Source organism: Streptomyces sp. NPDC054840 (assembly GCF_053611065.1).
Window position 1 is genome coordinate 1 of the sequence record NZ_JBSGZP010000378.1, and the last position, 7,251, is coordinate 7,251.

At 72.6% G+C, this 7,251-nt stretch carries 9 protein-coding genes and 1 pseudogene; 6 read left to right on the forward strand and 4 right to left on the reverse strand.

The annotated features are described in order from the left end of the window. Positions 1–248 precede the first annotated feature (248 nt). Positions 249–761 carry a pyridoxamine 5'-phosphate oxidase family protein gene (locus ACWGIU_RS24180; RefSeq protein WP_453709001.1) on the forward strand — a complete coding sequence of 171 codons (513 nt, stop codon included), beginning with the start codon at positions 249–251 and terminating at the stop codon, positions 759–761. Between the two features lie 87 nt (positions 762–848). Then, positions 849–1,685, forward strand: a complete 837-nt coding sequence (locus ACWGIU_RS24185) for a class II glutamine amidotransferase (protein WP_453709003.1) — start codon at positions 849–851, stop codon at positions 1,683–1,685. A gap of 19 nt (positions 1,686–1,704) precedes the next feature. On the opposite strand, the pseudogene ACWGIU_RS24190 reads toward ACWGIU_RS24185, so the two are convergent. After that, a pseudogene (locus ACWGIU_RS24190) lies at positions 1,705–2,016 on the reverse strand (MBL fold metallo-hydrolase); the annotation flags it as partial. 2 nt (positions 2,017–2,018) lie between these two features. Between ACWGIU_RS24190 and ACWGIU_RS24195 the strand changes: the two are divergent. Continuing rightward, positions 2,019–2,156: a hypothetical protein gene (locus ACWGIU_RS24195; protein ID WP_453709006.1), complete on the forward strand. Its 138-nt coding sequence runs from the start codon at positions 2,019–2,021 to the stop codon at positions 2,154–2,156. Positions 2,157–2,245: 89 nt separating this feature from the next. Then, a complete protein-coding gene (locus ACWGIU_RS24200) occupies positions 2,246–3,307 on the forward strand; it encodes a LacI family DNA-binding transcriptional regulator (protein ID WP_453709008.1) in 1,062 nt (353 codons plus the stop codon). Positions 3,308–3,531: 224 nt separating this feature from the next. Here ACWGIU_RS24200 and ACWGIU_RS24205 read toward each other — a convergent pair whose 3' ends face one another. From ACWGIU_RS24205 to ACWGIU_RS24215, 3 genes are read right to left on the reverse strand one after another with little or no spacing between them, the layout of a single operon-like run. Then, complete coding sequence (locus ACWGIU_RS24205; protein ID WP_453709010.1) at positions 3,532–4,110, reverse strand: HutD/Ves family protein; 579 nt, start codon at positions 4,108–4,110, stop codon at positions 3,532–3,534. After that, positions 4,107–4,478 (reverse strand): DUF4180 domain-containing protein, encoded by a 372-nt coding sequence (locus ACWGIU_RS24210; RefSeq protein WP_453709012.1) that lies wholly within the window; start codon positions 4,476–4,478, stop codon positions 4,107–4,109. Before ACWGIU_RS24210 ends, ACWGIU_RS24205 begins: the two co-directional genes overlap by 4 nt. 11 nt (positions 4,479–4,489) lie before the next feature. Beyond that, complete coding sequence (locus ACWGIU_RS24215; protein WP_030725769.1) at positions 4,490–4,927, reverse strand: MarR family winged helix-turn-helix transcriptional regulator; 438 nt, start codon at positions 4,925–4,927, stop codon at positions 4,490–4,492. A gap of 154 nt (positions 4,928–5,081) precedes the next feature. On the opposite strand from ACWGIU_RS24215, the gene ACWGIU_RS24220 reads away from it, so the two are divergent. Both ACWGIU_RS24220 and ACWGIU_RS24225 read left to right on the forward strand, forming a co-directional pair. Beyond that, a complete protein-coding gene (locus ACWGIU_RS24220; protein ID WP_453709015.1) occupies positions 5,082–6,617 on the forward strand; it encodes an MFS transporter in 1,536 nt (511 codons plus the stop codon). A 94-nt stretch (positions 6,618–6,711) separates the two neighbouring features. Next, a complete protein-coding gene (locus ACWGIU_RS24225) occupies positions 6,712–7,230 on the forward strand; it encodes a mycothiol transferase (protein WP_453709017.1) in 519 nt (172 codons plus the stop codon). The last annotated feature ends 21 nt before the right edge of the window (positions 7,231–7,251 follow it).

The window sequence follows — 7,251 nt, forward strand, 5'->3', positions numbered from 1 at the left end:
GCGCGGACGACGCCACGCCCTGGGCGGGGCGGGGCGGCGGGCCCGGTACCCGCGCCGCGGACGCTCCCGCACGACGAGGTCGGGCTCATACCGGGCCATCCGGCCCTGACCCACCACGTCCCTGCCGCCCCGTGCCGACGGTCGGCATCGCGGCGGGGCCGCCGCGCACCGCGCGGGACCCGTGCATGGGCCTCCCCCGGCAGGCCCCGGTGCACACTGGAGACCGACCGCCTCAGGGAGGACAGCCCATGCCTGACGAGGAACCCCGCGCCGAACTGGACGCGCGCTACAGCGACGAGCGGGCGACGGCCGTGCCCTGGCGGGAGGCCGTCACCCGGCTGGCCGCGGCGGAGCTGTACTGGCTGACGACCGTACGGCCCGACGCGCGGCCGCACGTCACCCCGCTGATCGGCGTCTGGGCCGACGGCGCGCTGCACTTCTGCACCGGGCCCGAGGAACGCAAGGCCAAGAACCTCCGCGGCAACGCGCACGTCGTCCTCACCACCGGCACCAACACCCTCCACGAGGGATTCGACCTGGTCGTCGAGGGTGTGGCGGCCCGGGTCACCGATCCCGAGCGGCTGCGCCGGCTCGCCGCCGCCTGGGAGGCGAAGTACGGCAGCGAGTGGCACTTCGACATCGGCGACGGCGTGTTCGTGAATCCCGACGCGGGCGAGGCGGTGGTCTTCGCGGTGCGCCCGAGCACGGCCTTCGGTTTCGGCAAGGGCGGGTACAGCCAGACGCGCTGGCTCTTCTCCTGACCCGCCCGCTCCCTGACCAGCCTGTCCCGCGGGAACCGTGACGTCGGTGGGGTTAGGCTCGGAGCAGTCGCGAAGGGGATGGTACGCATGTGTCGGTGGCTCGCCTACTTGGGTTCGCCCATGCTCCTCGACACCGTGCTCTACCGCCCCGAGCACTCGCTGATCAACCAGAGCCTCCGTTCCCGGATGGGCGCGGAACCGACCAACGGCGACGGTTTCGGCATCGGCTGGTACAGCGCCGACGGCGACGGCACCCCGGCGGTCTTCCGGGACGTCGGCCCGGCGTGGAACAGCCGCAACCTGCAGGAACTCGCCGCGCACGTCCGCTCGCCGCTGTTCTTCGCGCACGTCCGCGCCTCGACGGGTTCCGCGGTCCAGCAGTCCAACTGCCACCCCTTCCGCCACGGCCGCTGGCTGTGGATGCACAACGGGGCGATCGCGGACTTCCACCGGCTCCAGCGTGACCTCTGCATGGCCGTCGACCCGGCGCTCTTCCCGTGCATCGAGGGGTCCACGGATTCCGAGGTGATGTTCTACCTGGCGGTCACTTTCGGTCTCGACCAGGACCCTCCGGGCGCGGTGGCCAGGATGGCGGGGCTGGTGGAGCGCCTCGGCAAGGAGCACGGCGTGCCCGAGCCGCTCCAGATGACGGTCGCGGTGAGTGACGGCGAGCGCGTCTGGGCCTTCCGCTACTCCAGTCAGGGGAAGTCCCGGTCGCTGTACTACAGCAGCAGGGCCGAGACCGTCCGGCACCTGCATCCGGAGCTGCCGTACCTCAGGGAGGTCTCGGACGAGACCCGCCTCGTGGTCTCCGAGCCGCTGGGTGACCTGCCCGGCGTGTGGAACGAGCTCCCCGAGAGCAGCTACGCGGTGATCCCCTCGGGCCCCCACTCGGACTACCTCCCCTTCGTCCCCGAGTTCTGAGCGCCGCCCGACTCCCGGTTCACACGTCCAGGGGCCGCCAGGCCGGGCCCTCTCCGTCCTGCCGGACGTGCCCGAACACCACGTCGGCGAAGTGGACGCCGAAGCCGACGGTGCCGGGCTCCGCCAGCTCGGAGACGAGGCGCTGGCGGTGTCCGGCGGCGAGGGCGCCGTCGTGGTCGAAGCCCGAGGACCATGCGGGGTGGTCGATCTGGAGGGGCGAGTGCACGGCGTCCCCGAAGGCGATCAGACGGCGCCCGCCGCCTGTGATCACGTACTCGGTGTGTCCGACGGTATGGCCGGGGGTGATCCGTGCGCGGACGCCGGGGAAGACTCGTGCTCACCGCCGAGGGCACAGCACTACGCGAGCGCCTCCTCGCGCTCCTCGCGGTCGACTCCCCGCTGGCCGGCCTCGCTCCGGAGGAACAGCGCGTACTCCGGGGCCTGCTGGAGCGGGCCACGACCCGGCCGTAACCCGCCTGCGGGGCAGCGACCGGGGGCGACCACCGGTTACCCTGCTGCCCGTCGAGGCCACCGCCCGTGGACCCCATGGAGGAACATCCGTGACCGAGCCGCGTCCCGGCAGCCGCCCCACCCTGGAGGCCGTCGCCGAGCACGCCGGGGTGTCCCGGGCCACCGCGTCCCGCGTGGTCAACGGCGGCGACGGGGTCCGCGCGCATTTGGTGGACCGGGTCCGAACGGCGATCCGCGAGCTGGGGTACGTCCCCAACCACGCGGCCCGTACGCTCGTCACCCGGCGCACCGGGGCCGTTGCTGTGATCATCGCCGAGCCGGAGATCCGGATCTTCTCGGACCCGTTCTTCTCGCGCCAGGTCCGCGGCATCGCCAAGGAGTTGACCGCACACGACACCCAGCTCGTCCTGCTGCTGGTCGAGGACCGCGGCGACTACGACCGGATCGAGCGCTACCTGGCGGGCGGCCACGTCGACGGGGCCCTCGCCTTCTCCTTGCACACCGACGACCCGCTGCCCGCCATCACCCGCCGCATCGGCATGCCCACGGTCTACGGAGGCCGGCCCGGCTGGACCACCGGGTCCGGGGAGGGCGAGGACGAGGGGGTGGCCTACGTGGACGCCGACAACCGCGGGGGCGCGCGGGAGGCGGTGCGCTACCTGCTGGCGCAGGGCCGGAAACGGATCGCTCACATCGCGGGCCCGCTCGACCAGACCTCGGCGGCCGACCGGCTCAGCGGCTACCGGGACGCACTGGCGGCCGCCGGGCCGGAGCTGGTCGCCGAGGGGGACTTCACCCCGGCGGGCGGCGCCCGCGCGATGGCGGAACTGCTGGACCGGGACGGCGGGATCGACGCCGTCTTCGCCGGGAACGACCTGATGGCGACCGGCGCGCTGCGCGTGCTGCGGGAGAGCGGCCGGACGGTCCCCGGGGACGTGGCGCTGGTCGGCTTCGACGACGCCGAACCGGTGGCGGAGAGCGCCGATCCGCCGCTGACGACCGTACGCCAGGACATCGAGGGCATGGGCCGGCTGATGGCGCGGCTGCTGATGCGCAGTCTGAACGGGGGTCCGGACGGCTGTCCCCGCGGGCGGACCACGCCCGATCCGGTGATCACCGCCACGGCCCTCGTGCGGCGCGCGTCGGCCTGACCCGGTACGGGGCCCGGCACCGGACACGCCACGGGGGCCCACCGGCGGCGGGCCCGTGCGAACGGGGAGCGGGGCGCTCCCGGATCAGTGCCGGACCGGACACTGCTTGGCGGGAAGACGAGGGCTTCGACGCCCGTGGCACAGTAGCGCCGGCCGCCCGAAGTGCTCGGTGCGCGCGGCCGACGCGGCCAGCGGGCGAACCGGGCACCGCGGGCCCGGCCCCCTTATGCGGCGGCGAAGCGCACGACAGCCGCGCGTCCGGCCGTACGGACCCGGCAGTCGAGCGGTCCCGTCAGCAGGGCCGCGTCGTAGGGGAGAAGCTCCGTGCGGTCAGCGGCCCGTTCGAGTACCGCCGGTCCTTCCAGGGCGGCCACCAGCAGCGTCCCGCCCGGCGGGACCGTGAGGGTGAGCAGACCCCGTACGACGGCGGTCTGAGCCTCCACCGCGCCCCTGCGGTACATCACGTTGAAGTTCACGACGGGACCCGAGAGCAGCCGGCAGTCCGTCGGCTCGTCCCCGGGGAAGTCCTGCGGCGCGAACCGCTCGTCCACCGGGCGGCGTACGCCCGCCACCGTGAGGTCCATACCCGCGCCCTCGGCGAGGGTCAGGGTACGCGCGATGCCGGGGAAGGCCGAGAACGGCCCGTCGGCCGCGACCTCGGCCAGGCTCACCCGCCAGCCGAAGTCGTCCATGTCCGCGCCTTCGGGCCATGCCGCGATCTCCCGGGTGACTCCCCCGCCGTTCTTCCAGACGGTGGCGGTCCGGTCGGCCGCCCGCAGGATCCGGATCCCGCCGCCGCTCACGCCCCCGCCCCGGTCAGGCGCCCGCGCAGCTCGTCGGCGTCGGCGAGGAACCACGTCTGGCGCCCCCGGTTGCACTCGCGGACGAAGTCCCGCAGCGCCGCGCTGTCCGCCGTGTGGCGGGAGATGTCACCGAGGACGACGACGCCCACCCGGTACTGGACGAACTTCTGGATGATCTCGCCGGCGACGCGGGTGCTCAGCCGGAAGAACGCCTCGTCGAAGCGCTCGACGGGGATGACGACCCACTCGGCGCCCTGGTGGGAGGCATCGCCTATGCAGTCCAGGGCCTCGCGTTCACCGGCGATGACTTCACCCTCGGCCCCGCACATCAGGACGGGTACGTCATTGATCGTCTGAAGCGTGCTCATGGAGGTCGAGACTAGCTCTTCTCCATCGAGGGACGCAGTCGGCCCAGCAGGGCGTAGAGCGTCGCGCTCTCGGCCTCGTCGAGGGTGTCCAGCGCGCCGTGCATGGCCTGCATCTCCTCCCGTACGCGGCGGATGACCTCGCGGCCCGCGTCCGTCGCGACGACGTTCTTGACGCGGCGGTCGGCCGGGTCCGGCTCCCGGCGGACCAGCTCGCGGGCCTCCAGCCGGTCGACGATGCCGGTCACGTTGGAGGCGTCGCACACGAGCAGGGTGGCGAGGCCGCGCATGGGCACGGGGCCGTCGAGCTGGGCGAGGACCCGGGCCTGGGTGGAGGTCAGCCCATGCTGGGCCGCGGCTGCCGCGAACTCGCGCCATTGGGCGGTGCCGATCGCGGCGAGCAGCTCCAGCAGCTGGAGCTTGGTGGGGGTCTGCGTGGCGGTGTCGCTCATACCTGGAGCGTACTCAGGATGGTTCACATTATCAATTGTTTACTTGACCACCTTAACTATCGACGTCTACCGTCGGTCGAGTTACTTGAGAAGGTCAAACATCTGCGTTCCGAAGCTCTTCAGCTCCGGAACCCGAAGAAGGTTCACCCCAGCCATGAGCACCCCCTCCACCGCCACCCCGGCCGCCGGGCACCGGAACGAGACGGTCATCGTCTTCGCCCTGAGCCTGGCCGCCATGGTCGTGTCGATGATGCAGACCCTTCCGGTCCCGATCCTCGGCCTCATCCGCCAAGACCTCGGCACGACCACGGCCAACGTGAGCTGGGTGACCACCGCCACCCTGCTGTCGGCCGCCGTCTTCACCCCGCTGCTCGGCCGGTTCGGCGACCAGCACGGCAAGAAGCCCACCCTGGTCGCCGTGCTCGGTGTCATGGTCGTCGGCTCCGTCATCGCCGCGCTGGCGTCCTCGCTGCCGCTGCTGATCCTGGGCCGGGTGCTCCAGGGAGCCGCCACCGCGATCTTCCCGCTGGCCCTGTCGGTCCTGCGCGAAGAAGTCCGGCCGCAGAAGCTGCCGGGTGCGATGGCCCTGGTAAGCGGCACGCTCGCGTTCGGCAGCGGGCTCGCGCTCGTCGCGACCGGGCTGCTCACCTCCGGCTCCGGCGCGGACTACCGCAACGCCTTCTGGATGGCGACCGGCTTCGCGCTCCTCGCCCTGCTCGCGGTCGCGTTCCTGGTCCCGGCGACCCGGCACAAGACCGGCGGCCGGACCGACTTCCTAGGCTCACTGACCCTCGGCATCGCGCTGTTGCTGCTCCTGCTGCCGATCTCCCAGGGCCACGAGTGGGGCTGGGGCTCCGCCCGTACGCTGGGCAGCTTCGCCGGCGCCGCCGTCATGGCCACCGTCTGGGTGCTCGTCGAGCGCAAGGTGCGCGAGCCGCTCGTCGACATGAAGATGTTCGTCCACCGCCCCGTGCTGATGGCCAACCTGGCCGGCGTCCTCGTCGGCTTCGGCATGTTCGCGAACTTCCTGGGCGTCTCCTACCTCGTCCAGATGCCCGAGGCCCTCACCGGCTACGGCTTCGACGCGTCCATCCTGCGCGCCTCCGTGCAGTTCCTGCTGCCCGGCGCCATCGTCTCGCTGCTGGCCTCGCCCGTGGGCGGTCAGATCGTGCGCCACCGCGGTCCGCGCACGGCGCTGGCCCTGGCCGCGGCCCTGGGCGCCGCCGGCTTCGCCTGGCTGGTTTTGGACCACCAGCACAGCCTCTCGGTGATCGGCGCCGGGCTCGTCGTCGGTGCGGCCGTCAGCTTCGGCTACGCCGCCATGCCCGCCGTGATCATGTCCAGCGTCCCGCACCACCAGAGCGGCATCGCCAACGGCATCAACTCGATCTCCCGCTCCACGGGCAGCGCGATAGGCAGCGCCGTCGTCACCACGATCCTGGCCTCCAAGACCATCGAGCACCTGCCCGCGGGGGTTGCCCCACTGCCCGCCGAGTCCGGGTTCACCCTCACCTTCGGCATCGGGGCGGTGGCCTTCGCGCTGGTCGCGGTGATCAGCTGGATCGGCCTGCGGAGCGGGCAGGGCACCGTGGCGGCGACCGCCGGACAGCCCATGGTGGCCGAGCCCGCCACGGTGACCGAGCGGGCGGAATCGGCAGAGAAGGCCGAGAAGGCCGACGCCACCCGCTGACCGGACGTCCCGTCACCCGGCCCGCCGACCCGCCGGCCCGGCCTCCGCGTGTCGCTCGCGGCGGTCGGGCCCCCCGGCCTTGCATGGTGGGTCCATGAAGGCTACGGACGTCATCGCCGACGGTTTCGGACGCATCCGGGAGATCGTGCACGAGGTCGTCGAAGGGGCCCCGCCGGAGCTGCTCAACGCTCGCGTGGACCCGGCGGCGAACTCGGTCACCTGGCTCGTCTGGCACCTGACCCGGATTCAGGACGACCACCTCGCGGACGCGGCCGGCACCGAGCAGGTGTGGGACTCCGAGGGCTGGTCGGACCGGTTCGCACTGCCGCTGCCCGCCGGGTCCACCGGGTACGGGCACTCGCCGCGGGACGTCCACACCGTCCGGGTCGATTCGGGCGAGCTGCTGCTGGGGTACTTCGACGCGGTGCACGAGCGGACCGTGCGGTTCGTCCGCGGGCTCGCCGCCGCCGATCTGGACCGGGTGGTCGACGAACGCTGGGATCCGCCGGTCACCCTCGGGGTACGCCTGGTCAGCGTGCTGGAGGACGACCTTCAGCACGCCGGGCAGGCGGCCTTCGCACGGGGCGTGCTGGAGCGGGATCGGGGCGCCTGAGGAGTCCTCGCCCCGCAGCCC

What these genes read in the sequence shown, in the direction of transcription:
- ACWGIU_RS24220 (WP_453709015.1), top strand. Translation starts at nt 5,082, where the DNA reads ATGAGCACCCCCTCCACCGCCACCCCGGCCGCCGGGCACCGGAACGAG.
- ACWGIU_RS24185 (WP_453709003.1), top strand. Translation starts at nt 849, where the DNA reads ATGTGTCGGTGGCTCGCCTACTTGGGTTCGCCCATGCTCCTCGACACC.
- ACWGIU_RS24180 (WP_453709001.1), top strand. Translation starts at nt 249, where the DNA reads ATGCCTGACGAGGAACCCCGCGCCGAACTGGACGCGCGCTACAGCGAC.
- ACWGIU_RS24215 (WP_030725769.1), bottom strand. Translation starts at nt 4,927, where the DNA reads ATGAGCGACACCGCCACGCAGACCCCCACCAAGCTCCAGCTGCTGGAG.
- ACWGIU_RS24210 (WP_453709012.1), bottom strand. Translation starts at nt 4,478, where the DNA reads ATGAGCACGCTTCAGACGATCAATGACGTACCCGTCCTGATGTGCGGG.
- ACWGIU_RS24225 (WP_453709017.1), top strand. Translation starts at nt 6,712, where the DNA reads ATGAAGGCTACGGACGTCATCGCCGACGGTTTCGGACGCATCCGGGAG.